The 25,560-nt window shown below is 70.6% G+C and carries 23 protein-coding genes and 1 riboswitch; of the genes, 11 read left to right on the top strand and 12 right to left on the bottom strand.

What is annotated here, in order from left to right; all coding sequences use genetic code 11:
- Window positions 1–96: 96 nt before the first annotated feature.
- The gene (locus ACFYQ6_RS17185; protein ID WP_361578281.1) at window positions 97–750 is read left to right on the top strand and encodes a response regulator transcription factor; all 654 of its coding nucleotides are present in this window, start codon (window positions 97–99) and stop codon (window positions 748–750) included.
- A gap of 204 nt (window positions 751–954) precedes the next feature.
- On the opposite strand, the gene ACFYQ6_RS17180 is transcribed toward ACFYQ6_RS17185, so the two are convergent.
- Window positions 955–1,530, bottom strand: a complete 576-nt coding sequence (locus ACFYQ6_RS17180; protein ID WP_388763607.1) for a hypothetical protein — start codon at window positions 1,528–1,530, stop codon at window positions 955–957.
- A gap of 382 nt (window positions 1,531–1,912) precedes the next feature.
- Between ACFYQ6_RS17180 and ACFYQ6_RS17175 the strand changes: the two genes are divergently transcribed.
- On the top strand, window positions 1,913–2,803 hold the full coding sequence (locus ACFYQ6_RS17175; protein ID WP_388763605.1) for a hypothetical protein: 891 nt from the start codon (window positions 1,913–1,915) through the stop codon (window positions 2,801–2,803).
- A 22-nt stretch (window positions 2,804–2,825) separates the two neighbouring features.
- Here ACFYQ6_RS17175 and ACFYQ6_RS17170 read toward each other — a convergent pair whose 3' ends face one another.
- Window positions 2,826–3,389 carry a hypothetical protein gene (locus tag ACFYQ6_RS17170; RefSeq protein ID WP_361578287.1) on the bottom strand — a complete coding sequence of 188 codons (564 nt, stop codon included), beginning with the start codon at window positions 3,387–3,389 and terminating at the stop codon, window positions 2,826–2,828.
- Window positions 3,390–3,588: 199 nt separating this feature from the next.
- Between ACFYQ6_RS17170 and ACFYQ6_RS17165 the strand changes: the two genes are divergently transcribed.
- A complete protein-coding gene (locus tag ACFYQ6_RS17165) occupies window positions 3,589–5,973 on the top strand; it encodes an LPXTG cell wall anchor domain-containing protein (protein ID WP_388763602.1) in 2,385 nt (794 codons plus the stop codon).
- A 155-nt stretch (window positions 5,974–6,128) separates the two neighbouring features.
- The gene (locus ACFYQ6_RS17160) at window positions 6,129–6,563 is read left to right on the top strand and encodes a hypothetical protein (protein WP_361578293.1); all 435 of its coding nucleotides are present in this window, start codon (window positions 6,129–6,131) and stop codon (window positions 6,561–6,563) included.
- A 105-nt stretch (window positions 6,564–6,668) separates the two neighbouring features.
- On the opposite strand, the gene groL is transcribed toward ACFYQ6_RS17160, so the two are convergent.
- The 4 genes from groL to thrC all read right to left on the bottom strand — a co-directional run bounded on the left by groL (window position 6,669) and on the right by thrC (window position 10,922).
- Window positions 6,669–8,291: a chaperonin GroEL gene (groL, locus tag ACFYQ6_RS17155; protein WP_307125650.1), complete on the bottom strand. Its 1,623-nt coding sequence runs from the start codon at window positions 8,289–8,291 to the stop codon at window positions 6,669–6,671.
- A gap of 388 nt (window positions 8,292–8,679) precedes the next feature.
- Window positions 8,680–8,886, bottom strand: a complete 207-nt coding sequence (locus ACFYQ6_RS17150) for a cold-shock protein (protein WP_003967346.1) — start codon at window positions 8,884–8,886, stop codon at window positions 8,680–8,682.
- A gap of 433 nt (window positions 8,887–9,319) precedes the next feature.
- The gene (locus tag ACFYQ6_RS17145) at window positions 9,320–9,595 is read right to left on the bottom strand and encodes a MoaD/ThiS family protein (protein WP_145804483.1); all 276 of its coding nucleotides are present in this window, start codon (window positions 9,593–9,595) and stop codon (window positions 9,320–9,322) included.
- 28 nt (window positions 9,596–9,623) lie between these two features.
- Complete coding sequence (thrC, locus tag ACFYQ6_RS17140; protein WP_361578297.1) at window positions 9,624–10,922, bottom strand: threonine synthase; 1,299 nt, start codon at window positions 10,920–10,922, stop codon at window positions 9,624–9,626.
- Window positions 10,923–10,940: 18 nt separating this feature from the next.
- Window positions 10,941–11,068: riboswitch (SAM riboswitch) on the bottom strand.
- A gap of 153 nt (window positions 11,069–11,221) precedes the next feature.
- On the opposite strand from thrC, the gene ACFYQ6_RS17135 reads away from it, so the two are divergent.
- The 3 genes from ACFYQ6_RS17135 to ACFYQ6_RS17125 all read left to right on the top strand — a co-directional run bounded on the left by ACFYQ6_RS17135 (window position 11,222) and on the right by ACFYQ6_RS17125 (window position 14,239).
- Window positions 11,222–12,172, top strand: coding sequence for a glucosyl-3-phosphoglycerate synthase (locus tag ACFYQ6_RS17135; RefSeq protein ID WP_361578704.1), 951 nt, complete (start codon window positions 11,222–11,224; stop codon window positions 12,170–12,172).
- A 70-nt stretch (window positions 12,173–12,242) separates the two neighbouring features.
- Window positions 12,243–13,619 (top strand): trehalose-6-phosphate synthase, encoded by a 1,377-nt coding sequence (locus tag ACFYQ6_RS17130; protein WP_361578300.1) that lies wholly within the window; start codon window positions 12,243–12,245, stop codon window positions 13,617–13,619.
- A gap of 152 nt (window positions 13,620–13,771) precedes the next feature.
- Complete coding sequence (locus tag ACFYQ6_RS17125) at window positions 13,772–14,239, top strand: SAM-dependent methyltransferase (protein WP_361578303.1); 468 nt, start codon at window positions 13,772–13,774, stop codon at window positions 14,237–14,239.
- Between the two features lie 9 nt (window positions 14,240–14,248).
- On the opposite strand, the gene otsB is transcribed toward ACFYQ6_RS17125, so the two are convergent.
- The 4 genes from otsB to ACFYQ6_RS17105 form a co-directional block, all read right to left on the bottom strand.
- Window positions 14,249–15,112, bottom strand: a complete 864-nt coding sequence (gene otsB / locus ACFYQ6_RS17120; RefSeq protein ID WP_361578306.1) for a trehalose-phosphatase — start codon at window positions 15,110–15,112, stop codon at window positions 14,249–14,251.
- A gap of 74 nt (window positions 15,113–15,186) precedes the next feature.
- Window positions 15,187–16,764: a hypothetical protein gene (locus ACFYQ6_RS17115; protein WP_388763597.1), complete on the bottom strand. Its 1,578-nt coding sequence runs from the start codon at window positions 16,762–16,764 to the stop codon at window positions 15,187–15,189.
- A gap of 123 nt (window positions 16,765–16,887) precedes the next feature.
- Window positions 16,888–17,184, bottom strand: a complete 297-nt coding sequence (locus ACFYQ6_RS17110) for a DUF3263 domain-containing protein (protein ID WP_361578312.1) — start codon at window positions 17,182–17,184, stop codon at window positions 16,888–16,890.
- A gap of 14 nt (window positions 17,185–17,198) precedes the next feature.
- Window positions 17,199–18,464, bottom strand: a complete 1,266-nt coding sequence (locus ACFYQ6_RS17105) for an ABC transporter substrate-binding protein (protein WP_388763595.1) — start codon at window positions 18,462–18,464, stop codon at window positions 17,199–17,201.
- A gap of 233 nt (window positions 18,465–18,697) precedes the next feature.
- Here ACFYQ6_RS17105 and ACFYQ6_RS17100 point away from each other — a divergent pair, with 233 nt between their 5' ends.
- From ACFYQ6_RS17100 to ACFYQ6_RS17090, 3 genes are all read left to right on the top strand, one after another.
- On the top strand, window positions 18,698–19,591 hold the full coding sequence (locus ACFYQ6_RS17100; RefSeq protein ID WP_361578707.1) for an ROK family protein: 894 nt from the start codon (window positions 18,698–18,700) through the stop codon (window positions 19,589–19,591).
- Window positions 19,591–20,745 (top strand): N-acetylglucosamine-6-phosphate deacetylase, encoded by a 1,155-nt coding sequence (gene nagA / locus ACFYQ6_RS17095; protein WP_361578318.1) that lies wholly within the window; start codon window positions 19,591–19,593, stop codon window positions 20,743–20,745. The genes ACFYQ6_RS17100 and nagA overlap by 1 nt, the downstream gene beginning before the upstream one ends.
- A 165-nt stretch (window positions 20,746–20,910) precedes the next feature.
- On the top strand, window positions 20,911–21,843 hold the full coding sequence (locus ACFYQ6_RS17090; protein ID WP_361578321.1) for a 1-phosphofructokinase family hexose kinase: 933 nt from the start codon (window positions 20,911–20,913) through the stop codon (window positions 21,841–21,843).
- Between the two features lie 84 nt (window positions 21,844–21,927).
- Here ACFYQ6_RS17090 and ACFYQ6_RS17085 read toward each other — a convergent pair whose 3' ends face one another.
- Both ACFYQ6_RS17085 and cdgB read right to left on the bottom strand, forming a co-directional pair.
- Window positions 21,928–22,905, bottom strand: coding sequence for a carbohydrate-binding protein (locus tag ACFYQ6_RS17085; RefSeq protein ID WP_361578324.1), 978 nt, complete (start codon window positions 22,903–22,905; stop codon window positions 21,928–21,930).
- 132 nt (window positions 22,906–23,037) lie between these two features.
- Complete coding sequence (cdgB, locus tag ACFYQ6_RS17080) at window positions 23,038–24,687, bottom strand: diguanylate cyclase CdgB (protein ID WP_361578327.1); 1,650 nt, start codon at window positions 24,685–24,687, stop codon at window positions 23,038–23,040.
- Between the two features lie 346 nt (window positions 24,688–25,033).
- Between cdgB and ACFYQ6_RS17075 the strand changes: the two genes are divergently transcribed.
- Complete coding sequence (locus ACFYQ6_RS17075; RefSeq protein ID WP_361578330.1) at window positions 25,034–25,540, top strand: flavin reductase family protein; 507 nt, start codon at window positions 25,034–25,036, stop codon at window positions 25,538–25,540.
- The last annotated feature ends 20 nt before the right edge of the window (window positions 25,541–25,560 follow it).

Below are 25,560 nucleotides of genomic sequence, written 5' to 3'. Positions count from 1 at the left end.
GGGACCACGAGCCCGGGGCCGGACAGGCGGGGCGATCGGGGATGATGAGGGCCGGATGCCCGCAGAGTTGACCGCTCAGGACCGTTCAGGAGAGTCGTGATCAGGGTTCTTGTGACGGACGACGAGCCGCTCATCCGGGCGGGCATCAGGATGATCCTGTCCTCGGCCGACGACATCGACGTGGTGGCGGAGGCGGCGAACGGCCGCGAGGCCGTCGAACTCGCCCGCTCCCAAAGGGTCGACGTCGCGCTCCTCGACATCCAGATGCCGGTCATGGACGGGCTGACGGCCCTGGCGGAGCTGCGCCGGACGGTCCCCGGGGTGCGGGTGCTGATACTGACGACGTTCGGGGAACGGCACAACGTGCTGCGGGCCCTGACCGAGGGCAGCGCCGGCTTCCTGCTGAAGGACTCCGCCCCCGCGGAGCTCATGCGCGCGGTGCGGGCGGCGGCGTCCGGGGAGGCGTACCTGTCCCCCGGAGCCACCCGGCACGTGGTGGACTCGCTGGCCTCGGGCGGGGCCACGCAGCGCGCGGAGGACGCGCGCCGCAGGCTGGAGAAGCTGACCGGCCGTGAACGGGACGTCCTGGCCCTCCTGGGTGAGGGCCTGTCCAACGCGGACGCCGGCCAGCGGATCCACATGAGCGAGGCCACGGTGAAGACGTACGTGAGCCGCATCCTCGCCAAGCTGGGGTGCGAGAACAGGGTGCAGGCCGCGCTGCTCGCGCGGGACGCCGGCCTGGGTGTGTGACGCGGGGCGTCTCGGACCACCTGGACCACATGCTTCCCGCGCACTCGCCGACCCCGACAAGCTGGGGGCCGTCGGCAAGGGGACGCACCACTCGATCCGTACGCGCTGAGGCGACGCAGGGGCCGCCCGCCGGGCGGCGGCCCCTACGACGGGGCGTGACACGGGAGGGGCGTGACACGGGAGGGGCGTGACACCACCCGTTCGTTACGGGCGCTGGGCCTTCCAGTCGGCCACGTCCGAGGAGCGGTTGGAGTAGGCGTTGGTGCAGATGTCGTACTTGCCGCCGGCCGGGCCACCGCCGTTGGTCTCCCGGAAGCCGCCGTTGTCGGCGTAGAGGTTCCACAGCTGGATGACGTCGCCGGGGCGGATGTTCCCGTCGGTGGGTGAGGACGTCCGCGCGGTGATGCGCCAGCGACCGGTGCCGGAGCCGGGCGCGCGGTCCCGGTCCTTGGACGTCGAGACGTTGTACCTGGCGCCCGCGTTCCTCTGGTCCGCCGTGGCGTGGCCGTTGGTGTCGAGGTAACCGCCGTCCCCTCCGTAGAGGTTGCGCAGCTGGATCACGTCACCGCTCACCACCGGAGTGCCCGCCGTCTTGCCGTTCGGGGAGAGGATCTCCCAGGTGCCGGTGCCCTCCCCCCGGGTGGGTGACTCGGCGGTCGACACGGCGTACTTGCCGCCGGAGTCGGTGCTGTGGCCGTTGGTGTCCAGGTAACCGCCCGTCCAGCCGTTGTAGCCGTTCTGCAGGTGGATCTTGTCGCCGTACTTCAGCTCGTTCGCCATGGTCGCTCCCGCTCGGATCGGTCGACGGCGTGCGAGTGCCCCTGCCCCTCGACCTGCTGGTCAGGGTGCCGTCACCGGTCATCCTGGCGATCTTGTGGCGCGCCACGCCCGGGTGCGCAACGAAGCTCATCCGATCGGGCGCGCCGTCCCCAGGGATTGACCGGAGCTCAAGTCCTGAGGTCCGGGCGCTCTTTCAGAGGAATGGATGGAGGGGTCTTTTCCCGCCCACCCTCCCTCGTTCGCCACGAAGGGTTGACTTTTCGTGCTCGGCTTGCCACGGATCGTGACGACGCTCTAGCGTGCGGAGTGACATAGAACGACCCCCGTCGGTGCGCCAACACCGGACAGGGGCCTGATCACCTAGATCGAAGGCCCGACCTAAATGACTGTCACCCAGCTTAGTGCTGCCCCCTTGACCCCGCACGGCTCCACGCACCCCATGGCGAACCCCGGCTACGACAAGCGTTCCGCGCCGGACCAACGCCCTCGCGAAGCAGCCGATTTCAGGCATCTGCCGCCCCGGGAGGCGGCCATCGCCTCGTACATCGACCGGCTGCCCGACGGCTCCGACATCTCCGTGAAGACGCTCGCCAAGGTCCTCCCGTACGGCCAGTGCGCCCTGCGGACCGCCCTCAACAGGCTCCAGGCCGCCGGGCATCTGCGCCGGGGCAGCGAGTGTGTCGCCACCGACGAGGTCATGCTCTGGGTGACCAGGACGTTCTTCTCCAGGACCGCACGGGACGACGCGTGGTGGGCGGCGTTCACACGGGGCGACGTGCCCCGGGAGACCCCGCAACCGCAGACCCGCTCACGGGCGTTCGTGCTGCTGGCCGCCCTGGGGCGTACCGCACCCGCCCTGAGCCTGTCGGCGGCGGAGTGCGCGAGCCTGGAGCCGCAGGTCAGCGAGTGGTTCGAGCGGGGCGCGAGGGACGCCGAGCTGCTGCACGCCCTGACCCACGGGCTCCCCGTGCCCGTGCATCACGCGGCCTCGCTGATCCGCAGGCGGCTGACCGACAAGCTGCCGCCGCACCGCCCGGCTCCGGAGCGACGGACGGCGCTGCTCACCCTGGAATGCGGGGAGTGTCGCGCGCCAGGCAGCCCCGAGGCCCTGGCAGGCGGACTCTGCGCGGGGTGCCGGGGCGAAGCCGCCCATGAGCCGGCGGGGCCGCACGGCGCCGTACCCACCGACGGGGTGCGGGAGCGGATGGCCTCGGTGCGGGCGGGCCTGGTGCCCCGCTCGGACAGGACGGCGTGGGCCCTGGGCCGTCGCTGAGCCCGGCCAGGAGGAGGCCCCCTCAGCCCTCCCCGCCCACGCCCTCGTCATCGTCGTCATCGTCGTCGTCGTACGGATCATGGACGGCTCCTCGGAGTCGGGGCTCCACGGGGTCGCCCCACTCGTTCTCGGTGCTGTACAGCTCGTTGATCACGCCCAGCGGATACAGCCACTCTCCGTCCACCGCATCGCGCGTACCCAGGAACGGCGTGTTCGTCACCACTCCCGTGCCGGGGGCGAAGAAGGCCGAGGGCGCGTGTCCGGCGGGAGGCTCCGGGTCGTACATCCACACAAGCGGAGCGTGCGTTCCGCACGCGGCGAACGAGCGGCGGACCACCTCACCGACGTACCAGGTCGCGCCCTGGACGAAGTCCGAGTCCTTGGCGGCCCGGACCTCCTCCAGGCCGGCGTACCTCTCCCGTACGACTTCTTCCAGGTCATCCAGCGAATCGGTCCCGAAATCCCAGTGCTCCAGGGGGCCCAGTTCACCGGCCCAGCCCTCGAACGCGGCCTCGCGTGCGGACAGCCATGCCAGCAGCTCCGGATGGCGTTGCCGGACGGTGTTCTCGTCTGCCTGATCACCCATGGGTGCATCGTAGGGACGGCGTTCGCGGGCCCTCACAACCACCCAGGACACACACAAAGTTGACACACGCCTCGCCGGAAACGCCGTGCGCTCAGAGGCGGATGGGCTCCTATGGTGGAGGGTGTTGGCGGTGGCATGTCACGGGGGCCCCACCGCGGACGCCTTGTTCCCATGCGCCCCCATCGGGGGAACGACCACCTTGAGTACGCCCATACGCACGCGCATCCGGGCCCGCACCGCGGCCTGTCTCGCGTCCATCCTGGCAGCCGGGATCCTGACCACCGGACTGCCCGCCCTGCAGTCCCAGGCCGAGGCCGCGCCCGCCCCGATCCGCTGCGACAAGAAGTGGCTGGGCAAGGAGTACGGCTCGCCGCCGTCCAACTCCGGCATCCAGGGCAAGAACCAGGCATTCAGCCAGCGACCGCAGAACGAGTGGGACGACTACTGGTTCGAGAACCCCTCCCACGCCTTCGACGGCCTCAAGAAGCCCACCCAGGCACAGAGCGACCTCGCCGGGAACACGGACGCCGACGCCCAGAAGTGGAAGAAGCAGTTCGAGAACACCCAGAACCCGAAGTACCGCGTGCTGGAGATCTACGCGCGCTACAACGCCCAGGCGGGCAAGTCGACGGGCCTGAAGAACTGGGGCACCTGGCTCGACCAGCGCCTGATCGGCTACGAGGCCAACCGGCTCAAGGGTGACGGCTTCGAGGCCAAGGTCGTGCGCGACTACAAGCTCGTCGGGCCGGACTGGATCTGCCAGAAGAACGTCCCTGTCTTCGACAAGGACGGCAAGCCCGTCATCGACCCGAAGACCGGCAAGCAGGCCGTCCGCAAGTACGACGCGTACAACGCGAAGACCAAGGAACTCGTCGAGTTCAAGTCCAACGGCAAGCACATCCCGAAGCAGCTCCGCTACGACAGCCACATCCTGCGGAACAAGGAGTACGGCGACCACAAGCTGCGCCTGATCACGGGCAGCGAGACGGCGAAGAACACGGTCAAGCAGTACGACAAGCTCAACAAGCAGCTCGCGGACGAACGCGGGTCCCAGAACCAGGCGACCGTGCGCGAGCACCGCTCCCAGGGCGCGCCGAGGTGGCGGGCCAACCAGTACACCCGCTACAACCCGATCATGAACCCGGACCCGCGCCGGGTGGGTTCCGTCGGCCCGATCAACGACGCGGCCTTCCGCTCCGGCTCCACCCCCGACCAGGCCCGGCAGATCCAGCACCAGTACCGCAACGCCAACGGCAACGGGGTCTTCGGCCGCGGCGGGCCGGGCGGGATCGACTTCTCCACCCTGGAGCTGAACTACGTCGGCAGCCCCGTCAAGGGCAAGGGCCTGGACTACTCCTTCCAGGCCGACTACGCCAAGGACCCGGAGAACAACCCCGGCTGGGGCGGCAAGGCCAAGCTCCGGCTGGCCTCCGACGCCATGTTCACCTGGCTGGCGCTGACCCCGGACAAGTTCTGGGTCAACCTCAACCCGGACCAGCCCGACAAGATCATGGACAAGACGTTCGGGAAGACCGACGCGGGCCGGGTGCTCCTCGAAGCCGACCTGGAGATGAAGCACGACTACGCCAAGGACATGGACCCGCGCCAGGGCATCGGCAAGCAGTACTGGGACGCCATGAACGCGGCGAACATCCCCTGTGGGCACCAGATCCGCCTGTGGATCGTCCCGAAGACCGCCCAGGTGCGCGTGGAGGACGACGGGATCTACATCCTCGACGCCCCGCTGAAGGTCAACTCGGAACCGCAGTCGGTCGAGCACCCCTCTCCCAACGGGGCCTGCACGCTGACGGAGGCGCAGATCCGCACCTCGCAGCGGCTGGTCGAGCAGTACGTCATCCCTGACGTGGAGCAGAAGGTCAACTCCGGCGCCGCGTACGCCGACCTCCGCCGCGTCTACTCCTCCCGGGTGGCCGCCGAGTACATCCGCGACCAGGACAAGGACCGCGCCACCGACTTCCGGCCCCTCATCGACAGCGACGACGTCGCGCGGTGGCCGCTGAGCACGGAGCACGCGAGCTGGACGCCGAAGCAGACGTGGGACGCCTACATGAAGTCCTACACACAGGGCGACTACAGCTACCCCTGCAACATCGCGGGCGAGAACAAGACCTGCGTCATGGGCGGCGTCGACTTCTCCAAGTCCCCCAAGCGCAACATCCCCCGGGTCCGCTTCGACCTGGAACACCCGCGCCTGGACAAGGACACCAAGACGTCGGTGAAGGCGGAGACCGCCTACCGCGACTCCGGCACCGCCCTCATCGGCGGCAACGGCTCCGGGCAGACGGGCGGGGGCGACGAGGACCCGGTCCCCACGCCTACGCCGCCCCCGTCGCCCTCGGACGAGCCGAGCACCCCGGCGCCGTCGGACACCCCGTCGGGGAAGCCCAGCACACCCGCCGGAGGTGACAAGTCGGCCCCGCCCGCCCAGGGCCCGGAGGGCGACCTCGCCGACACCGGTTCCAGCACCCCGGTCGCCCTGATCGCGGGCATCGCCGCGGCCCTCGCCGTGGCGGGCGGAGCGCTCACCTGGTGGATGCGCCGCCGTAGGTCCGGCACCGCCTGACCAGGCAGGACGCGCGAACGACGCCGGCCCCCGGGATCACTCCCGGGGGCCGGCGTCGCTGTATCCCCCGGACGGCCGGGGCCCTCGGCCCTGTCCTACGCTCGTGCCGGCACCGGCCGTCCGTGCCGATGTACCGCGCAGAACAGAGGTGGCGTGTGTCGCGTTCCCGAAGAGGCCTCCTGGCCCTCACTCCCGCCGTGTTCGCCCTCGTGGCCTGCGGCAGGCTCGCCTTTCCGCCGGTCCCCGACGGAGAGGCGGTCGAACTGCCCCCGGCCCGGGCGGCCGTCACATGGACCGACTCCCACGGCGGCACACTGGAGCTGAAGCCGGACGGCACCGCCACCGCCGACCGCGTGTGCAGCGACCACGACATCATCGACGGCACGGACGCGCCCAGGTCGGGGACGGGCACCTGGGAGACCGAGGAGGACGAGGGGCAGAGCCACGTGTACGTGTCGTTCGACGCGGACAGCACCGCCGCGACCACCTATGCGGCACTGCGGGACGGCCGGACGCTCAAGCTCTGGACGTACGTCGGTGACCCCGACGAAGGCACGCCGCTCTGCATACTGACCACCCCCGCGGGCTGACACCTCCGCACACGACGAAGCCGGCCCCCGGGATCACTCCCGGGGGCCGGCGTCGTACACGTACTACGGGTGCAGCCGAGGCTGCGTGGAGCTCCGATCCGAGGATCAGAAGTCCATGTCACCGCCCGGCATGCCGCCCGGAGCAGCCGCAGAGGCCTTCTCCGGCTTGTCGGCGATGACGGCCTCGGTGGTGAGGAAGAGCGCGGCGATGGACGCGGCGTTCTGCAGAGCGGAGCGCGTGACCTTCGCCGGGTCGATGATGCCCTCGGCGATCATGTCGACGTACTCGCCGGTCGCGGCGTTGAGGCCGTGACCGATCGGCAGGTTGCGCACCTTCTCGACGATGACGCCACCCTCGAGGCCACCGTTGACGGCGATCTGCTTGAGGGGGGCCTCCAGCGCGAGCTTGACGGCGTTGGCGCCGGTGGCCTCGTCGCCCGTCAGGTCGAGCTTCTCGAAGACGGCCGAGGCCTGGAGCAGAGCCACGCCACCACCGGCGACGATGCCCTCCTCGACGGCGGCCTTGGCGTTGCGCACCGCGTCCTCGATGCGGTGCTTGCGCTCCTTGAGCTCCACCTCGGTGGCGGCGCCGGCCTTGATGACGGCCACGCCGCCGGCCAGCTTCGCGAGGCGCTCCTGGAGCTTCTCGCGGTCGTAGTCGGAGTCGGAGTTCTCGATCTCGGCACGGATCTGCTTGACGCGACCCTGCACCTGGTCGCTCTCGCCGCCACCGTCGACGATCGTCGTCTCGTCCTTGGTGATGACGACCTTGCGGGCGGTGCCGAGCAGGTCCAGGCCGGCGTTCTCCAGCTTGAGACCGACCTCCTCGGAGATGACGGTGCCACCGGTGAGGATGGCGATGTCGCCGAGCATGGCCTTGCGGCGGTCACCGAAGCCCGGAGCCTTGACGGCGACGGACTTGAAGGTGCCGCGGATCTTGTTGACGACCAGCGTCGACAGAGCCTCGCCCTCGACGTCCTCCGCGATGATCAGCAGGGGCTTGCCCGACTGCATGACCTTCTCCAGCAGCGGAAGGAGGTCCTTCACGTTGCTGATCTTGGAGTTGACGATCAGGATGTACGGGTCGTCGAAGGACGTCTCCATACGCTCCATGTCGGTGGCGAAGTACGCCGAGATGTAGCCCTTGTCGAAGCGCATACCCTCGGTGAGCTCCAGCTCCAGACCGAAGGTCTGGGACTCCTCGACGGTGATGACGCCTTCCTTGCCGACCTTGTCCATCGCCTCGGCGATCTTGGCGCCGATCTCGGTGTCGGCAGCGGAGATGGAGGCCGTCGAAGCGATCTGCTCCTTGGTCTCCACGTCCTTCGCCTGCTCCAGCAGGGCGGCGGAGACGGCCTCGACGGCCTTCTCGATGCCACGCTTCAGAGCCATCGGGTTGGCACCCGCGGCGACGTTGCGCAGGCCCTCGCGGACGAGCGCCTGGGCGAGAACGGTGGCGGTGGTCGTACCGTCGCCGGCGACGTCGTCCGTCTTCTTGGCGACCTCCTTGACCAGCTCCGCACCGATCTTCTCGTACGGGTCCTCGAGCTCGATCTCCTTGGCGATGGAAACACCATCGTTGGTGATCGTGGGCGCGCCCCACTTCTTCTCGAGGACGACGTTACGGCCCTTGGGGCCGAGGGTGACCTTGACGGCGTCGGCGAGCTGGTTCATCCCGCGCTCGAGACCGCGCCGTGCCTCCTCGTCGAACGCGATGATCTTGGCCATGTGAAGTGGTCCTCCCGGACAGGGGTGGATTTCTCCGGACCGAGAGGCGCCCGCGACGGACGGCCAGCGTGCTCACCGGTTCCTTGCCCCGGCAAGCGTGCGGGCCTCACCGGCCCGGTCCTAAGTTCTGTCACTCTCACCTGGAGAGTGCTAACGCCAATGATTAGCACTCGACCCCGGAGAGTGCAAGCGCCTTCGGAGAAGGCTCACTGGAGGGGTGGCGGTCGGGCGACGGGCGGGCGCAAGCGTTTCGGGCGGGCGCAAGCGTGTCTCTCCGGATGTGGACGACCACGGGCCCCGGCCGGGGACGACGCACGCGGGGCCCGCACCCCGGTGGGAGTACGGGCCCCGCGTGTGTGAGTAGCGTCGTCGGCCGACCGCGCCGAGCTCAGCCGACGGCGAGCTTGACCATGTCCGCCTGCGGCCCCTTCTGGCCCTGCGAGATCTCGAATTCAACTCGCTGACCCTCTTCGAGGGTGCGGTATCCGTCCATCTGGATCGCGCTGTAGTGGACGAAAACATCCGCACCACCGTCGACCGCGATGAAGCCGTACCCCTTCTCCGCGTTGAACCACTTGACGGTGCCCTGAGCCATGCCTAACTCCCCTATTACTGGCCCTTGCACGAGCACCGCACTTCGCGGGCCCGGGTCAGAACTCACCCTCCGACAGGAGAGGGTGGCGTGCGCCGGAACGCGTCGACCGCGGCCGAATGTATCTGCCCAACTGCCCTCTGCAACAGGTCAATCGGACGAGAATTCTGGGCACACCTGAACGCCCGGAAGGGGGGAACTCGTGAGGATTTTGGGCAACTCGGGCCTGACAAAGGCCACTTATGGCGCAAGGAGCTCACGTACTTTGGCTGCTTCTTGACGCGGCCGGGCGCATTCTCATATGCGCGTGGCACGGGCGGCAGCGGGGACTTCCCCAACTGTACCGTGCTCAACCATGCAGAATGGCCCCCTCCGCTTCTCTCGCGGAGGGGGCCACCCCGGTCACACAACGCAGTCGGGACACCCGACCGGTCCGTCAGCCTCCGGCGACGGCCGGAATGATCGAGACGCCGGCGCCGTCCGGCGTGGCCGCGTCCAGACCGCCCTCGAAGCGCACGTCGTCGTCGTTGACGTAGACGTTGACGAAGCGGCGCAGCTTGCCCTGGTCGTCCAGGACACGGGCACCGATGCCCGGGTGGTTCTGCTCCAGGGACGCGATGACCTCGGAGAGGGTCGCCCCCTCGGCCGGGACCTCGGCCTGACCGCCCGTGTAGGTGCGGAGGATGGTGGGGATACGGACCTTGACGCTCATGTGGGTGCCTTCCTCGGGTCTGGGGTGGTCAGTTGGCGGCGGCGAGGCCGGCGTCCCGGAACGCGTCCAGGCTGGGCCGGATCGTCGCCGACAGGCCGGTCGTGGGGGCGACCGCGTCGAGCGTCTTCAGCCCGTCACCGGTGTTGAGGACGACCGTGGTGAGGGACGGGTCGAGCAGGCCGGCGTCGATCAGCTTCTTCGTCACACCGACCGTCACCCCGCCCGCGGTCTCCGCGAAGATGCCCTCGGTGCGGGCCAGCAGCTTGATCGCGTCCACGACCTGCTCGTCGTTCACGTCCTCCACGGCGCCGCCGGTGCGCCGGGCGATGTCCAGGACGTACGGGCCGTCGGCCGGGTTGCCGATCGCCAGCGACTTGGCGATGGTGTTCGGCTTCTGGGGCCGGACGACGTCGTGGCCCGCCTTGAAGGCGGTGGAGACCGGGGAGCAGCCTTCGGCCTGGGCACCGAAGATCTTGTACGGCTTGTCCTCGACGAGGCCGAGCTTGATCAGCTCCTGCAGGCCCTTGTCGATCTTCGTGAGCTGCGAACCGGACGCGATCGGGATGACGAGCTGGTCGGGCAGCTGCCAGCCGAGCTGCTCGCAGATCTCGTAGGCCAGGGTCTTGGAGCCCTCGCCGTAGTACGGCCGCAGGTTGACGTTGACGAAGCCCCAGCCCTCGCCGAGGGGGTCGCCGATGAGCTCCGAGCAGAAGCGGTTGACGTCGTCGTAATTGCCCTCGATGCCGACCAGTTCGCCGCCGTACACCGCGGCCATGACGACCTTGCCCTGCTCCAGGTCGTGCGGGATGAACACGCAGGAGCGGAAGCCGGCGCGGGCCGCGGCGGCGCCCACCGCGCCGGCGAGGTTGCCGGTGGAGGAGCAGGAGAGTGTGGTGAATCCGAAGGCGCGGGCGGCCTCGACGGCGATCGCGACGACACGGTCCTTGAAGGAGTGCGTCGGGTTGCCGGAGTCGTCCTTGACGTACAGGCCGCCGGTCACGCCCAGCTCGCGGGCGAGGTTGTCGGCCTTGACCAGCTTCGTGAAGCCGGGGTTGATGTTGGGCTTCTCGGCGACATCGGAGGGAACGGGCAGCAGCGGCGCGTAGCGCCAGATGTTGTTCGGACCCTCGGCGATGCGCTTCTTCAGCTCTTCGGGGGAGCCGCTCGGCAGGTCGTACGCCACTTCGAGCGGCCCGAAACAGGACGCGCAGGCGAAAAGGGGACCGAGCTCGAAACGCTCGCCGCATTCGCGGCAGGAAAGCGCTGCGGCGGGACCGAGGTCCACGGCGGAAGAATTGATGTCGGCTGCAACTGTCTGCACGGCCATGATGGCGGAGGCCCTTTCTCCTCATCTTCCTCGCGGCGTATTTCGCCACAAGACGGAATTGGCACCTTCCCCACCGTGACCTCGCGGTCGGCAGGAGGGTTGCCGGGACTTCAACGGGCCGTTCCCTCAGTCCCTCTGGATGAGCGCTATGGCACCGGACCATGGATCCGGGCGTTTATCCGCGGACCGACCCCGAGATGCGAGGGTCATCCGCGTTGTTCAAGACTGTAACCGAAGCACCGGACGATCGAGATAGTCGTCCGAACCGCGAGATGGATCACATACAGGGAGTACCGACCGTGCTGGAAGAGGTGGAACGCTGGCTGACCAGGCGTTCCTGGTCAGCCGCCGACCGCCCGCTCGACCGCCTCACGGCGGCGCGGGCGAGGGATCCGCACCGCTCCCGCGTCAGCGTCGTCCTGCCCGCGCTGAACGAGGAGGCGACGGTCGGCGCGATCGTCGAGGAGATCCGGCGCGAGCTGATGGAGAAGGTCCGGCTGGTCGACGAGCTGGTCGTGATCGACTCCGGTTCCACCGACGGCACCGCCGAGGCCGCCCGCCGGGCCGGCGCCCGGGTCGTGCACCGGGACTCCGTGCTCCCCCGGATACCCGCCCTCCCCGGCAAGGGCGAAGTGCTGTGGCGGTCACTGCTGGTGACCAGCGGGGAGATCGTCTGCTTCGTCGACGCCGACCTCAAGGACTTCTCGGCGGACTTCGTCTCCGGGATCGTCGGCCCCCTGCTGACCGACCCCACGGTGCAGTTCGTCAAGGCGATGTACGACCGCCCGCTCGGCGAAGCAGCAGGCCAGGGCGGCCGGGTGACGGAACTGGTGGCGCGCCCCCTGCTCAACCTGCACTGGCCGAGCCTGTCCGGCTTCGTCCAGCCGCTGGGCGGCGAGTACGCCGTGCGGCGCTCACTCCTGGAGCAGCTCCCCTTCCCGGTCGGTTACGGAGTGGAGCTGGGCCTGCTCGTCGACGCGCTGCACACGGTGGGACTGGACGCACTGGCGCAGGTCGACGTCGGCGTACGCAAACACCGCCACCAGGACGGCCAGGCCCTCGGCAGGATGGCCGCCACGATCTACCGCACCGCGCAGCAGCGGCTCTCCCGCGGATCCCTCGTACGGCCCGAGATCACCCAGTTCGAGCGGGGGCCCGGCGGATTCGTCGCGCACACCCATGCGGTGGACACGGAGGAGAGGCCGCCGATGCGGGAGATCGCGGAATACGCCTCACGCAACGCGGCGTAACGGTTCTCCGTGCGCCACTCCGCACACACATCACGTTTGGAGGGTTCCCGAACGGGCTAGGTTCGGGTACATGGTCTCCGAGCACGCTGCCCAGGTACTCGTCGCGTCCAACCGCGGCCCCGTGTCGTACGCACTGCGGGAGGACGGCACGCTCGACTCGAAGCGCGGCGGCGGCGGGCTCGTCTCCGGCCTCAGCGCGGTCGACGACAAGCTGTGGGTGTGCGCCGCCCTCAGCGACGGCGACCGCGAGGCCGTCCGGCGCGGCGTGTCCGAACCCGGCGTCCGGATGCTCGACATCGACGCGGACGTCCACGCCGACGCGTACAACGGCATCGCGAACTCCGTGCTCTGGTTCGTCCACCACATGATCTACCAGACGCCGGTGGAGCCCGTCTTCGACGCGGAGTTCCGGCGGCAGTGGGCCTCCTACGAGACGTACAACCGGGCCTTCGCCGAGGCGCTCGCCGAGGAGGCGGCCGAGGGCGCCGCCGTCCTGGTGCAGGACTACCACCTCTCGCTGGTCCCCGGCATACTGCGCGAGCTGCGCCCCGACCTGCGGATCGGGCACTTCTCGCACACCCCCTGGGCCCCCGTCGACTACTTCCGGCTGCTGCCCGACGACATCGGCGAGCAGCTGCTGAAGGGCATCCTGGGCGCCGACCGGGCCGCCTTCCTGACCCGGCGCTGGGCGGACGCCTTCATCGGCTGCTGCACGGAGATCCTCGGCGGCACCGGCCGTACCCGGATCGGGGCGCACGGGCTCGGCGCCGACGGGGACTTCCTTCGCCGCCGCTCCCACGAGGCGGACGTGGACGAGCGCATGGAGCTCCTCCGGGAGCAGGTGGGCGCTGACCGGCGCACGATCGTGCGGGTGGACCGCACCGAGCTCTCCAAGAACATCGTCCGCGGGCTGCACGCCTACCGGGCGCTGCTGGAGGAGCGGCCCGAATGGCGCGGACGCGTGGTCCACGTCGCCTTCGCCTACCCCTCCCGGCAGGACCTCGCGGTCTACCGCGACTACACGGCGGAGGTGCAGCGGGTCGCCGACGCCGTGAACGCGGAGTACGGCACGCCCGACTGGACCCCGGTCCTGCTCCACGTCGACGACGACTTCGCCCGCTCGCTGGCCGCCTACCGGCTGGCGGACGTCGCCCTGGTCAACCCGATCCGTGACGGCATGAACCTCGTCGCCAAGGAGGTGCCCGTCGTCTCCGACGACGGTTGCGCGCTGGTGCTGTCCCGGGAGGCGGGGGCCTACGAGGAGCTGGGCGAGGACGCGATCGTCGTCAACCCCTACGACGTCTCGGCGACGGCCGCCGCCCTGCACGAGGCGCTGACGATGGACCACGACGAGCGCAGCGCCCGCACGAAGCGCCTCGCCACCGCCTCGACCGCGCTGCCTCCGCAGCAGTGGTTCCTGGAGCAGCTGGACGCGCTGCGCGGATAGCGCCTCCCGAGCCGCTTCTGGCCGCCGGCCTCCCCCGGCCCGCTCCCCGTGGGCGGGGCCGGGGAACGGCCCGCAGGTCGGGCCGGGGAACGGCCCGTGGGCCGGGACGGGAAACGGCGGACGGCAGACGGGTTGCGTGCTGGAACCGTGCCATGCCGAGCTTCGAGATCACGCCGACAGGTACGGTCCGGAACGACCGGACGGACGTCCAGCACACGGACAACTGGGGCGCCGTCCGCAGCACGATCACCGTCGACGAGCGGTTCGGCGACGCGTGCCTCCAGGGGCTGGAGGGCTTCTCCCACGTGGAGGTCCTCTTCGTCTTCGACCAGCTCCCGGAACTCGACGACTACCGTGAACCCCGGCCCGCCCGAGGCCGCTCCGACCTCCCGCCCGTCGGTGTGTTCGCCGGCCGGGGCCCCCGCAGGCCGAACCGCATCGGGGTGACGTGCTGCGCCGTCGAATCCGTGGACGGCCGTGAGCTGACGGTGGTGGGCCTGGACGCGGTCTCCGGCACCCCGGTCGTCGACCTGAAACCGGTCATGGCGGAGTTCCGCGTGCAGGACGTCGCACAGCCCGAATGGGTCAGCCGCCTGATGGCGGACCACTTCCGGCCGTAGCCGGCCTCGTCAGTCCGCATCCGGCCGAAGGTGCCTGGCCAGCTCCCCGAGCAGCTCCGCCACCTCCGCCGGGCCGGACAGCACCAGATCAGCCCGGCCGGCGAGTTCGGGGACCTCGGTGCCGCTGCACACGAGCAGCCCGGCCAGGCCCTGGGTGCGGAGCTTCTCCACCGCGGTGTAGGCGGCGAGATCGCCGAGGTCGTCACCGGCGTACAGCACGCTCTCGGCGCCCACCGCCTTCACGTACTCCTCCAGCGCCACGCCCTTGTCCATGCCCGGGGGGCGCAACTCCAGGACCAGGCGGCCCGGTTCGACGATCAGGCCGTGCCGGGCGGCCAGGTCGGCCAGCGGGACACGCAGGGACTCGAAGGCGGCCTGGGGGTCGGCGGCGCGGCGGGTGTGCACGGCCACCGCCCTGCCGCCCTTCTCCTCGATCCAGGTGCCGTCGGCCGCCCCGGCGCCCCGCTCGTCCAGCACCGCGGGGAGCTCGGCGAGGACGGCCTCGACGCCGGGGTGCGGAGCGGGGGCGGTGACGGCCCCGGTGGCGGCGTCCCAGCGCTCGGCGCCGTAGTGCCCGAGGACGACGAGGTGGTCCAGGCCCGGCGCGCCCGCGAAGCCGCCGAACCGCACGGCGGTGTCGGCCGGCCGGCCCGTGATCACGGCGACGGCGGCTACCCGCGGTGCGAGCGCGGACAGGGCCGGGACGACGTCGGGGTGGGCGCGGGACTGTTCCGGGTCCGGGACGATGTCGGCGAGCGTGCCGTCGAAGTCCAGCGCGACCACCGCGCGGGAGGGCCGGGCGAGGAGTGCGGCGAGGCCTTCGCGGCCGGCCTGGGTGGACGGGGTCGGGAGGGGGTGTGCCGGATTACCCATGGCCCGAGCCTACCGGTGGCCGCGCCGGGCGGCCGGGTCCGCGCCGCTGCCGCGACGGGCCCGTTCCGGGACGGTCACCCCGAGGCCAGCTGCTCCGCGATCTCCTGGATCCAGCCGGCGCTCCTGGCCGGGTCGTCGAGGGTCTCGGCCCATGCCTCCGGCTCCAGCTTGTGCTTGGCGGGGCCTGATTTGAGAGCGACGAGCAGGGCCCTGGCGGACTCCCGCATCTCGGCCGTCGTCCTGTCGCTCCCGGAGATGCCGGGACCCGCCGCCAGGGCGTAGATCTCGCGCGCCATGGCCTGGCGCTCGCCCTTCGACACCTTCTTCCAGAACTTCAGGGCGTGCTTCAGCGACTCCTTGCGGGACTCGGCCTCCGCCGGGGTCTCGCCCTCCGGTGCCCAGCGGTCGGGGTGGCGGACCTCTTCGTACCGCTTGGTGGCGGCGCGCAGCGCCTTGTACAGGGTGACGGTGAGGACGAGGCCGGCGCCGGCCCCGGCGAGGCCCCATCCGACCGGGTTGCTCGCCAGCCCTGCCGTTCCCGCCGCGACCGCCGTCACGACGCCGGCCGCGGCCTTGGTGGACTCACCCACCGCGCCGCCGACCGCCTCCTTGCCGATCTTGGTGAGCTGCTTCTTCTTCGCGTACTCCTGGGCCGCGCTCAGCTTCTCCACGTCCTTCTCGGCGTGCCGGAGGTTCTCGGAGGCGTCGCGGGCCTCGCCCATCACGTTCCAGATCGCGTCGATGGCATCGGAAACGGCCTCCAGCCGCTCCGGGCCCTCATGGGCCCAGTACATGCCCAGCGCGACGTTGGCCTCCGCCGCGGCCCAGTGGGCGCGCTCCCGCGTCTCGCCCAGCCGGGCCAGTGACCGGGCGTGCACGGTGTGGGGGTCTCCCAGCCCCTTGACCTGCTTGTACTTGCGGGCCGCTCCCCCGATGCGGAGCACGGCCCGCGCGCCCTTCGCCGCACCGGCGGAAGCGCTGGCGGCGCCGCTCACCTCGGACGCCAGCGCGGCCTCCGCCACCTTCTGGATCTTGGTCGCCTCCTTGGCGATTCCGGCGCTGTAGGCCCCCGAACTGATGGCACTGACGACCGCGTCGGTCCCCTTGGTCCTGGCCTTCTTGTTCGCCGTGTGGTGCTTGGCCCCGCTCTCGTGCTTCCTGGCGTCCTTCATGTTCTTGTACGCGTCCATGCCACTGACCACGGTGCCGGGGAGCTCCGTGAGGAGGTTTCCCGACGCGGCGGCGGTCCCCGAGGCGGCGGCGGAGTGCTTGAGGCCCTCGTTCGCGGCGACGGTGGCCTGCTGGGTGAAGGCCGCGTTGGTGGGGGTCTGGAAGCCCTTGATGAAGGTGTCGACGGGCTCAAGATTCTTCTTGAACCTGTCGAGGAGCCCGGCGATCCTGTCGCGGTAGTCCTTCTTCTTCGCTCCGGCGGACGCGGTGCCGCTCCCCGCCTCGCCCCCTCCCCCGGTGTCCCGAGCGCGCTGCACCGCCGCGGTCACGGCACGGTTGCCGGCACGGGACTGCATCGCGAGGAGGGCACGCTCCGCCGAGCGTGCGGACGTGCTCCCGGTCCGGCTCCCCTCCCGGCGCCGGGCCGACAGCAGGGAGGCTGAGGACTGCCGTGTCGAGGTGCGGTGGACCGGGGTGCTCATGGACGTACCTCTCCTGCGGCGGGCCGGGCGAGGCGAAGCTAGCCGGGCCCGGCCAACAGAAGGAGTGCGGCAGGGGAATTCCAGGGGGTCGCTCCCGCGCGCCGCAGGGTCCGGCCCCTGCCCTCAGCGGCGCCCGCGCCGCGCGTCCCGCACACGGCGGAGGCGGTTCACCGTGACCGGGTCCTCCTCCAGCGCGCGGCGGTCGTCCAAGAGCGCGTTGAGCAGCTGGTAGTAGCGCACCGGCGAGATCCCCAGCTGCTCCCTGACCGCCCGCTCCTTCGCGCCGGGGCCCGGCCAGGAGCGCCGCTCCAGGGCCAGCACCGCGCGCTCCTGCCCGGAGAGCGGGGCGGCGGCGTCGGGGACCTCGGCATCGGTCCCGGCGCGGCCGGGCTCTTCGGGGTCGTCGGGGTGGGCGGTCATATCAACCAACCTACCTACTGCGCGCTGTCCGCCTGCCGGGCCTCTGCCGCGATCTCCGTGAGCACGCCCTCGGGAGTGCCCCCGGGTGCGACCGCCGAGCCGATCTTCTCCTTGATCGTCTCGCTGGCCTGCGCCCACGACGTCTTTCCGAACGGGTAGAGCTGGGAGTTCGGCAGTGCCGACAGGAACTCGTGCAGCGACGCGTGCTTGCTGTCGGTCTCCATCGCGGCGGACGCGCTGCTGGTCACCGGCAGGAGGTCGTACCGGTCGGCGAAGGCCAGCACGTTCTCGTCCTCGTAGGCGAAGTCGAGGAACTTGCCTATCTCGGTCCGGTGGCCATTCTGCTTGAAGCCCATCATCCAGTCGGCCACGCCCATCGAGCCCTTGGTCGGCCCGTCGATGCCGGGCAGCGGGACCATGCCCACCTGGACGCCCTTCTTCTCGGCCTCCTGCATGAGCGTCGGGTGGCCGTTCAGCATGCCCACCTCGCCGTCGGTGAACGCCTCGAACGCCTTCGCCCGGTCGAGCTTCCCCGGTGCGACGGGGCCGGTGAGCCCCTTGCCGACGAGGTGGTCCTTCAGCCACTGGAAGGTGGCTATGTTGGCCGCGGAGTCGATGGCGTAGTTGCCGACCTCGTCCGTGTAGTTGCCGCCCCCGCTGAGCATCCACATCAGGGTCTCGGCCTGGGACTCCTCCTGGCCGAGCGGCAGGGCGAAGGGGTAGGTCACGCCCTTCCGGTCCAGCGCGGCGGCGTCGCTCTCGATGTCGTCCCAGGTCTGCGGCGCCCCGAGGCCGGCCTTGGCGAACAGCGCCTTGTTGTAGAAGAGCAGCCGGGTGCTGGCCACGAACGGCAGGCCGTAGAGGCTGCCGTCGACCTCACCCGCGGCAGTCAGGGAAGGCAGGAAGTTGGACCCCGTCCGGATGGCGATCATCTCGTCGGAGGTGTAGAGCTTGCCCGCCGCCGCGTAGTCGGCGTACGCCCCGATCTGGGCGATGTCGGGGGCGTTGCCCGCCTTCACCATCTCGGCGACCTCGCGGTCGACGTCCTTCCAGGAGTAGACGCTCACGTCCACCTTGATGCCGGGGTTCTCCTTCTCGAACTTCCCGGCGACGTCGTCCCAGTACTTCTCGGAGCTGCTTTCGGCGTCGCTCCCGTAGTCCGCCGCGACCAGCTTCAGAGTGACGTCCCCACCCCCGGTGTCCGTCCCGCACCCCGACAACGTTGCCGTCAATCCGAGTGCCGCCACCACCGCGGTCAGTCCCACAAAGCGCCGCTGCACAGCCCGTCCATCCCTACATCTGCCGACCGCCGTCGCCGGGCGACGGAGCCACGTTCTTGCCCCGCGTTCTCCACGGAGGTCTACACCACCGGTGCATCCGTCCGGCAATCTAGCAGGGCCGTTTTGTATGGGTGGTCAACAAACCTCGATAGTGGACTAGACCTTTTAGGGGTCGGCGGGCGAAACTGTCTCCCGTGAGACACGTCATCGCCCTCGATGTGGGCGGCACAGGGATGAAGGCCGCACTGGTCGGGGCCGACGGCACGCTGCTCCACGAGGCCCGCCGGGCCACCGGCAGGGACCGCGGGCCGGCTGCCGTCGTGGAGACGATCCTCGACTTCGCCGCCGACCTGCACGCATACGGCACGGAGCACCTGGGAGAAGGCGCGGCGGCCGCCGGAGTCGCGGTGCCCGGCATCGTCGACGCGGAACGCGGAATCGCCGTCTACGCCGCCAACCTGGGCTGGAGCGACGTCCCCCTGCGCACGCTGATCGGCGAACGGCTCGGCGGCATACCCGTCGCGCTCGGCCACGACGTCCGCACGGGCGGCCTCGCCGAGGGACGGATCGGCGCGGGCAAGGGCGCCGACCGCTTCCTCTTCGTGCCGCTGGGCACAGGGATCGCGGGCGCCATCGGCATCGCGGGCACCATCGAGGCGGGCGCTCACGGTTACGCCGGCGAGATCGGCCACATCGTGGTCAGGCCGGACGGCCCGGTCTGCGGCTGCGGACAGCGCGGCTGCCTGGAGACGCTCGCCTCGGCCGCCGCCGTGTCCCGGGCCTGGGCCGCCGCGTCGGGCGACCCCGACGCGGACGCCGCGGACTGCGCGAAGGCCGTGGCCTCGGGCGACCCCGCCGCACTGCGCGTGTGGCAGGACGCCGTCGACGCCCTGGCCGCAGGGCTGGTCACCGCGCTCACCCTGCTGGACCCCCGCGCGCTCATCATCGGTGGCGGTCTCGCCGAGGCGGGGGAAACCTTGTTCACACCACTGCGTGCGGCCGTAGAGGAACGGGTGACGTTCCAGAAGCTGCCTCACATCGTCCCGGCGGCCCTCGGGGACACCGCCGGATGCCTGGGCGCAGGGCTGCTCGCCTGGGATCTACTCTCCACGGAGGTATCCGCCTGATGGCCGGACGCGCAGACAGCACAGTTCTCGCAGGTGCCCGGGTGGTGCTTCCGACCGGGACCGTCGAGAACGGCCGGGTGATCGTCGAGGGCGGCCGGATCGCCGGCAGCACGCCGGAGGGCGCCCGCACGCTCGACCTCTCGGGCCACTGGGTCGTCCCTGGTTTCGTGGACATCCACAACCACGGAGGCGGCGGCGCCTCCTTCGCCACCGGCACCGCCGAGGACGTCCTCACCGGCGCAAGGGCGCACCGCGAGCACGGCACGACGACCGTCGTCGCCTCCACGGTCACCGGCGACATGGACTTCCTGGCCCGCCAGGCCGGCCTGCTCTCCGAGCTCGTCGAGCAGGGCGAACTCGCCGGCATCCACTTCGAGGGCCCCTTCATCTCCCCGTGCCGCAAGGGGGCCCACAGCGAGGGTCTGCTCCGCGACCCCGACCCCGCCGAGGTCCGCAAACTCCTCGACGCGGCACGCGGCACCGCGAAGATGGTCACCCTCGCCACCGAACTCCCCGGCGGCATCGATTCGGTGCGCCTGCTCGCCGAGCACGGGGTGATCGCCGCCGTCGGCCACACGGACGCGACGTACGAGCAGACCGTCGAGGCGATCGAGGCGGGCGCGACCGTCGCCACGCACCTCTTCAACGCGATGCCCGCCCTCGGCCACCGCGCTCCCGGGCCGATCGCGGCCCTCCTGGAGGACGAGCGGGTCACCGTCGAGCTGATCAACGACGGCACCCACCTGCACCCCGCCTCCCTGGAGCTCGCCTACCACCACGCGGGCGCCGACCGGGTCGCGCTGATCACGGACGCCATGGACGCGGCCGGAGCGGGCGACGGCCACTACGAGCTCGGGCCCCTGGCCGTCGAGGTCAAGGACGGCGTCGCACGCCTCGTCGAGGGCGGGTCGATCGCAGGCTCCACCCTCACCCTGGACACCGCGTTCCGCCGGGCCGTGACGATCGACAAGATCCCCGTCGAGGACGTCGTACGCTCCATCTCCGCCAACCCGGCCCGGCTCCTCGGCCTGTACGACAGGGTCGGCTCGCTGGACCCGGGCAAGGACGCCGACCTGGTCGTCCTGGACGCGGACTTCACGCTCAAGGGCGTCATGCGCCGGGGCGAGTGGATCGTGGAACCCCACCTCGGCTGACGGCCCGCCACACGCGCCCGGCCTGCTGTTGAACACGTAACGAAGAGACGGCGGTTGTCCCGGACCCCTGGGAGGGCCGCCGCCTCTTTGGCATGATCACCAAGGCAGTGCCGCAGGGAGACGGCGCGCGGGAGCGGACTACCAAGGAACCGGGGGCCGGTACAGGTGATACTGACCGTCACGCTGAACACGGCACTCGACCTGACCTACGCCGTACCCGCCCTCGTCCCGCACACCGGCCACCGCGTCACCGAGGTGACCGAACGCCCCGGCGGCAAGGGGGTCAACGTGGCCCGGGTGCTCGCCGCGCTCGGCCACGACACCGTCGTCACCGGCTTCGCGGGCGGCTCCACCGGCGCACTCCTGCGCCACCTGCTCGGCGCACTCCCCCACCGCCCCGCCGACGCCCTCGTCCCCGTCGCCGGAAACACCCGCCGCACCCTCGCCGTCGTCGACCGGTCCACCGGCGACACGACGCAGCTCAACGAGCCCGGCCCGCACATCAGCGCCGACGAGTGGGCGGCCTTCCTGCGGACGTACGGGGAACTCCTCCCCGGGGCCGAGGCCGTAGCCCTGTGCGGCAGCCTGCCGCCCGGCATCCACGTCGGCGCGTACGCGGAACTGATCAGGCTCGCCCGCTCCGCCGGTGTGCCCGTCCTCCTGGACACCGCCGGTGAACCCCTGCGCCGCGGCATCGCCGCCCGCCCCGACCTCGTCAAGCCGAACGCCGAGGAACTCGCCGCACTCACCGGCGCCCGCGAGCCCCTGCGCGCCACCCGTGACGCCCGCCGCCGCGGCGCGCACAGCGTCGTGGCCTCGCTGGGCGCGGAGGGGCTCCTCGCCGTCACCCCGGAGGGCATCTGGCGCGCGGCACCGCCCTCCGCCGTGCGGGGCAACCCGACGGGCGCGGGGGACTCCGCCGTGGCCGGGCTGCTCTCCGCCCTCACCGAGGGCCTGGGCTGGCGCGACCGGCTGGTCCGCGCAGTGGCCCTGTCGACGGCGACCGTACTGGCCCCGGCGGCCGGGGAGTTCGACCGTGCCGCCTACGAGGACCTGCTGACCCGGGTCGCCGTCGCGGAGCACACACCGGCCGCCTGAACCACCCCGGGAACGACCGCGTCCCGGCTCGCGCTGGGCGCTGACCGGGACGACGGTGGTGCTGATTCCTGAGCGGGCGGCGGTTCAGTTCTTGACGTGGCCCGACTTCAGCGACAGCTGGTCGAGGTTGGCGTCGCAGGAGTCACCCTCGTTGCACGAGAGCATCAGCGAGTTCGACCCCTTCTTCAGCTGGACCCAGGCGTACGTCCGCGTCCAGCCCTTCTCCAGATCGCCCTCCGCGGCGTGCGCGAAGTTCGTCATGTTGATGGAGCGGGGGTCCTCGTCGTTGACCGTGAGGGACGTCTTGGCGTCCTTGCCCGGCACGCCGTACGTCACGAACAGCGTGTACTCGCCGCTCTCCGGCACATCGACCGTCCAGGTGGCCGACCGGCCGACCTCGTTGAGGCTGATGTACTGGCCGTTCGCGCTCTTGGCACCCTTGACCGTGTTGTCCAGGGACGCCGTGCCCCCGAGCGTCAGCGTCGCCGCGTCCTGCTCGGGCAGATCGACGGGCTCCTTGGACGCCTCGGCGGACTTCTCCGGCTTCGGGGACTCCTCGACCTCGTCGGCGGGACCCGCCGACGAACCGGCCTCGTCCTTCTTGCCCTCGCTGTCGTCGCCCGTCATCAGCGCGGCACCGATACCGATGAGCACCACCGCGACCACGGCGACGGCCGCGATCAGCAGCGCCTTGGTGTTGGGACCGCCACGGCCGGAGCCGGAGCCCCTGCCGCCGCCGTATCCCACGGAGCCGGACTGCGCGGTCTGCGCACCGCCCGGATAGGTCTCCGGGGCCGCGTACTGCGGGTTCGGCTGGCCGTACTGCGGCGGAGCCTGCTGGCCGTACGCCTGCTGCGGCGGGACCTGTCCGTACTGGCGCTCGCCGACCGTCCGCACCTGGTTGTACGACGTTCTGGGCACGCCGGGCTGGGCGGCCGGACCCGGGTAGCCGTAGCCGCCCTGCCCGGGCGGCTGTGCGCCCGCCGCCTGCCCGTCCGCGTACAGATAGCCGAACGGATCGTCGTCCTCGGGCTTGCTCGCGCCGTTGTTTCCGGCCGTCATCCCTGGGTCACTCCTCACCATGTCGCCAGCCGTCGCCGACCGGCCGAGCCTACCCCGAACGGAGCACGCGTCGAATTGCCCTCGGTCCCCCGGAAAACCGGGCGGTGCACGGGAACAGCCGGGGCGTTAACGTCAGCCGGCTCGGCGGTGAACCTTCGACCGGGACCGCTTTTCCACGTACATCCGCTGGTCGGCGGAGTGCAGGACCTCTTCCTCGGTCATGCCGCACTCGGCCCAGCCGATACCGAAACTCGCCCCGACCCTGACTGCCCGGCCGTCCACCCGGATGGGCGGAATGATGGCGTTACGCAAGCGTACGGCCAGATCTGCGGCATCTGCCGCCCCGAGGCCGTCCGCGAGGACGACGAATTCGTCACCCCCGAGCCGCGCGACGGTGTCTCCGTCCCGTACGCAGGTCGTCAGCCGCCGCGCGACCTCGATGAGAACCGCGTCACCCGCGTGGTGCCCGAAGCGGTCGTTGATGGACTTGAAGCCGTCCAGGTCGCAGAACAGCACCGCGAGCCCCTTGGTGCCGTCGTCCCGCTCCGCGTCGGGCGCCACGACGTGCACGTGGTGGTCGTACGGGCCGACGCCCGGCACCGCTTCCCCGTCGTAGCCGTCCGCCCGGTAGCCGTGCGCGGTGTCCACGTCCCCGTAGGCGGCGTCCAGTGCCTCGATCGCACTGGACGTGACGGAGTGAGGCCTCTCACAGAGCCGTGCGCCGAGCCGGGAACGGAGCTCCGCGCTGTTGGGCAGGCCGGTGAGAGCGTCGTGCGAGGCGCGGTGCGCGAGATGGAGCTCGTTGCGCTTGCGCTCCTCGATGTCCTCGACGTGGGTGAGCAGGAAACGCGGGCCGTCGGTGGTGTCGGCGACGACGGAGTTGCGCAGCGAGACCCAGAGATACGTTCCGTCCCTGCGCCCGAGCCGCAGCTCGGCCCGGCCGCCCTCGGCCGAGGTGCGCAGCAGGGTGCCGATGTCCTCCGGGTGGACGAGATCGGCGAAGGAGTAGCGGCGCAGGACGGAGGCGGGACGGCCCAGGAGCCGGCAGAGGGCGTCGTTGGTGCGCAGCAGCCTGCCGTGCTGGTCGCCGCCCATCTCGGCGATGGCCATGCCGCTGGGGGCGTACTCGAAGGCCTGGCGGAAGGACTCCTCGCTGGCCCTCAGCGCCTGCTGTTCGCGCTCCAGCCTCACCAGCGCGCGCTGCATGTTTGCTCGCAGCCGGGCGTTACTGATCGCAATCGCCGCCTGGGAGGCGTACATCTGGAGGGCCTCACGGCCCCAGGCGCCGGGGCGGCGGCCGTTGCGGGGCCGGTCGACCGATATGACACCCAGGAGGTCCAGACCTCCGCCGGAGGCGTACATCGGGGCGTAGAGGCGGTCCAGCGGGTGCCACTCGTCCTCGAAGCGGGGCTCGGGCCCGTCGGTGTGCCACTGCGGTACGTCGTCGTCAAGGAGGACCCAGCCCTCGGTGTGGGGTATGAACCGGAGCTCGTCCCAGGCCTCACCCATCGAGAGCCTGCGCTCCCACGACTCACGCGAGCCGACACGGCCGGTGATCAGGGATTCCGCGGCGGGGTTGCCGGCGAAGGCGGCGACGACGAGATCGCCGTCGGGGCGCACGAGATTGACGCAGCCCAGTTCGTATCCGAGACCGGCGACGATGCCGTCGGCCACGGACTGAAGCGTGTCCGCCAGGCTCCGCGCCGTGTTGAGATCAGCGACGGCCTGGTGCAGCTGCCGCATGGTCGCAAGGCGGACGTACGGCTCCGACTCGGCCTCCATTGCTCGCACTCCCTGAGACCTCGACAGCAACTCCAGGTTTCATATCGACGTACTTGTTGCACTGTCACGGCCACTGAATCACAGTGAGCTGTGCACCCGGTACACAGGGTCAACAAATATTGCTCTCTGTGACTCAAGTCACAACAGATGGTGAAGGCTTCACCAGCCCCGTCCCGCAACTCCTGTTATTTACCGAACGCAAATCCGCACAGTCGTTCCGGAGTCCTAGGACCCGGCTGGTCCCTCTGCCCGATGCGACGGCGCGACCGGCGGCACTAGCGTGCCCACTGTGCTGCAGAAGACTCCCGCCTCCCCGCGCCCCGAAGCCGTCCCCCATCCTGAAGGGGTGAGCAACGACGAATTCCGTGCCGCCCTGTCCCGCCTGGCCGCGGGCGTGGTGCTGGTCACCGCGGAGGAGCCACCGCTGGACGAGCACGGCCGGGGCGAGGACGTCGGGATGACGGCCACCGCCTTCGTGTCGGTCTCCCTCGACCCGCCCCTGGTCATGGTGAGCCTGCGCAACGACTCGCGGATGGACGACCTGCTGTCCGAGCAGCCCCTGTGGGCGGTGTCGGTGCTGGCGGACAACCAGCGGCACATCGCCGGACGCTTCGCCATGAAGGGCCGGATCAGCGACCGGCTGCTGTTCCAGGACCTCCCCTGCATACGGGGCGAGGTCACGGGAGCGCCCCTGATGAGCGGAGCGCTGGCCACCCTGGAGTGCCGTACCGAACAGCGCGTCCTGGCCGGTGACCACACACTGGTGATCGGCCGGGTGCTGACGGCGTCCCTGCCGAGCGCGGACGGAGAGCCGCTGACGTACTTCAAGGGGCGCTACCGGCAGCTGGGCTGAGCCGCTCCCGAGCGGTCCGC

The sequence above is a fragment of the Streptomyces sp. NPDC005494 genome, from assembly GCF_042872025.1.
In the GTDB taxonomy this organism is placed as follows: domain Bacteria; phylum Actinomycetota; class Actinomycetes; order Streptomycetales; family Streptomycetaceae; genus Streptomyces.
Note: the sequence above shows the minus strand (reverse complement) of the source record. Positions and strands in the feature narration are given on the sequence as shown.

Excerpts from the sequence above, each read along its gene's own strand:
- ACFYQ6_RS17180 (WP_388763607.1), bottom strand. The coding sequence starts at position 1,530 with ATGGCGAACGAGCTGAAGTACGGCGACAAGATCCACCTGCAGAACGGC.
- ACFYQ6_RS17175 (WP_388763605.1), top strand. The coding sequence starts at position 1,913 with ATGACTGTCACCCAGCTTAGTGCTGCCCCCTTGACCCCGCACGGCTCC.
- ACFYQ6_RS17170 (WP_361578287.1), bottom strand. The coding sequence starts at position 3,389 with ATGGGTGATCAGGCAGACGAGAACACCGTCCGGCAACGCCATCCGGAG.
- groL (WP_307125650.1), bottom strand. The coding sequence starts at position 8,291 with ATGGCCAAGATCATCGCGTTCGACGAGGAGGCACGGCGCGGTCTCGAG.
- ACFYQ6_RS17150 (WP_003967346.1), bottom strand. The coding sequence starts at position 8,886 with ATGGCTCAGGGCACCGTCAAGTGGTTCAACGCGGAGAAGGGGTACGGC.
- ACFYQ6_RS17145 (WP_145804483.1), bottom strand. The coding sequence starts at position 9,595 with ATGAGCGTCAAGGTCCGTATCCCCACCATCCTCCGCACCTACACGGGC.
- thrC (WP_361578297.1), bottom strand. The coding sequence starts at position 10,922 with ATGGCCGTGCAGACAGTTGCAGCCGACATCAATTCTTCCGCCGTGGAC.
- ACFYQ6_RS17130 (WP_361578300.1), top strand. The coding sequence starts at position 12,243 with ATGGTCTCCGAGCACGCTGCCCAGGTACTCGTCGCGTCCAACCGCGGC.
- ACFYQ6_RS17125 (WP_361578303.1), top strand. The coding sequence starts at position 13,772 with ATGCCGAGCTTCGAGATCACGCCGACAGGTACGGTCCGGAACGACCGG.
- otsB (WP_361578306.1), bottom strand. The coding sequence starts at position 15,112 with ATGGGTAATCCGGCACACCCCCTCCCGACCCCGTCCACCCAGGCCGGC.
- ACFYQ6_RS17115 (WP_388763597.1), bottom strand. The coding sequence starts at position 16,764 with ATGAGCACCCCGGTCCACCGCACCTCGACACGGCAGTCCTCAGCCTCC.
- ACFYQ6_RS17110 (WP_361578312.1), bottom strand. The coding sequence starts at position 17,184 with ATGACCGCCCACCCCGACGACCCCGAAGAGCCCGGCCGCGCCGGGACC.
- ACFYQ6_RS17100 (WP_361578707.1), top strand. The coding sequence starts at position 18,698 with ATGAAGGCCGCACTGGTCGGGGCCGACGGCACGCTGCTCCACGAGGCC.
- nagA (WP_361578318.1), top strand. The coding sequence starts at position 19,591 with ATGGCCGGACGCGCAGACAGCACAGTTCTCGCAGGTGCCCGGGTGGTG.
- ACFYQ6_RS17085 (WP_361578324.1), bottom strand. The coding sequence starts at position 22,905 with ATGACGGCCGGAAACAACGGCGCGAGCAAGCCCGAGGACGACGATCCG.
- cdgB (WP_361578327.1), bottom strand. The coding sequence starts at position 24,687 with ATGGAGGCCGAGTCGGAGCCGTACGTCCGCCTTGCGACCATGCGGCAG.